Source organism: Pseudomonas sp. GL-R-19, from assembly GCF_019956375.1.
In the GTDB taxonomy this organism is placed as follows: Bacteria; Pseudomonadota; Gammaproteobacteria; order Pseudomonadales; family Pseudomonadaceae; genus Aquipseudomonas.
In genome coordinates this window covers 1-1,310 of sequence record NZ_JAHBDJ010000083.1, presented here as the reverse complement: position 1 = coordinate 1,310, position 1,310 = coordinate 1, and the positions used below count along the sequence as shown (strand labels likewise).

The 1,310-nt window shown below is 59.5% G+C and carries 1 protein-coding gene; it reads right to left on the bottom strand.

Annotated features, from left to right (window positions below):
• Positions 1 to 11: 11 nt before the first annotated feature.
• The coding region (locus KGA83_RS27840; protein ID WP_223531377.1) for an IS4 family transposase at positions 12 to 1,310 on the bottom strand (1,299 nt) is incomplete at its 5' end.

Here is a 1,310-nt window from a genome sequence, read left to right as displayed (position 1 = left end):
GGCCAGCCCTTTCAAGGTGTTTTCCCTTTATGGGCCTTGAGCACCCGATCCGTCGACACATGAGCGTGCGCAGCTTTACCGTCCAGCCACTCCTTGGGTTTGGCGATTTTGGGACCACGTATGCTTTTGGCCACTTGCTTGGGCTTGATATTCCTGGCGAGCGCCAACAGTCGCGTTGCCAGCGTTTCTGAGGTCGTTTGAAGTGTCAGGTACTCCGAGGGCAGTGCGATCTGCATGCCCTCGTATCCGCTACGCACTTGTACCGTCAGATGGAAGATCGAAGCTTCCCAGCCTTCGGGCACTGTCTCGCGATGAGCCTGTTCCACGCTGCGTTTGAGCACTGCCAGGACGTTGTAGGCCAGGATCGCTGAAGCAAATCCCAGCAACGCCGCCCGCGGAGCGCCAAGGCTTTCGATTTCACTGTCCAGCACCGATTCCAGGCGCTGGAACATCCCTTCGATACTCCAGCGACGACGGTATAACTCGGCGATCTGCCCGGCGCTGACGGTGTCTGGCAAGTTGCTCCAGAACCACATCACCGTGTCGCCTGAGTCGGTAGGTGTCTGTAGGTTCAGTTCAACTCGACGCCAGCGGTGACCACCTTTGAGTTCGATGATTTGCTCGCGCACCGTTGCGGATTCGATGGCCACAGATTCTTGCCAGCCGCCTTCCTCAATCAACCGTGGATGTTTGCTTTGCTGGCGAATAATGAACGAAGCCCCCGCTTCCTCGCAGGCGTGCATGACGGGCAGCGTGCAGTACAGCCGATCGGCCATCCACAGCTGGCCCTTGGTGGCGCGGGCCAACAGCGGCAGCACGCTGACGCGCTCACTGGCGTAGGCATCCTCGCAGGGCTGCAAGTCGACGATCTGATCGAGGTCCGGGTCGTAGACCACGACTGAAAACCCTGGGCGCGCCGCACCTCGCTCACGCCGCAAAGCCCCCAAGCGTTTTTCAGTAGAAGGCAGGTGGTTGCCGTCGACAATGCGCAGCTGCCAGCCGGGCAAAATGGCTGAGCAGCCCAACTCTTTTATCGTCGGAGCCAGGCGCTCGGCGCTTCCTGTGACCAACGCCCGCAGCAACGCGGGCTCTGTGCGGCTGACCTTGTCATAGAGCGCCGCCAACGTAACCGGCAGCCCCTCCATTTGCCGGGCAGCGGCATGTAAGGAGGGCCGTAGGCCCAATGAAACAAGGGACATCAGCTCAACGATGGTCGAAAACAAAAGCTCACGCGGGTACTGGCGTTGACGGTGTTCTTCAAACACCTGATCAACCCATTCGGCAGGAACAGCCTGCTCCAGTATCAATTT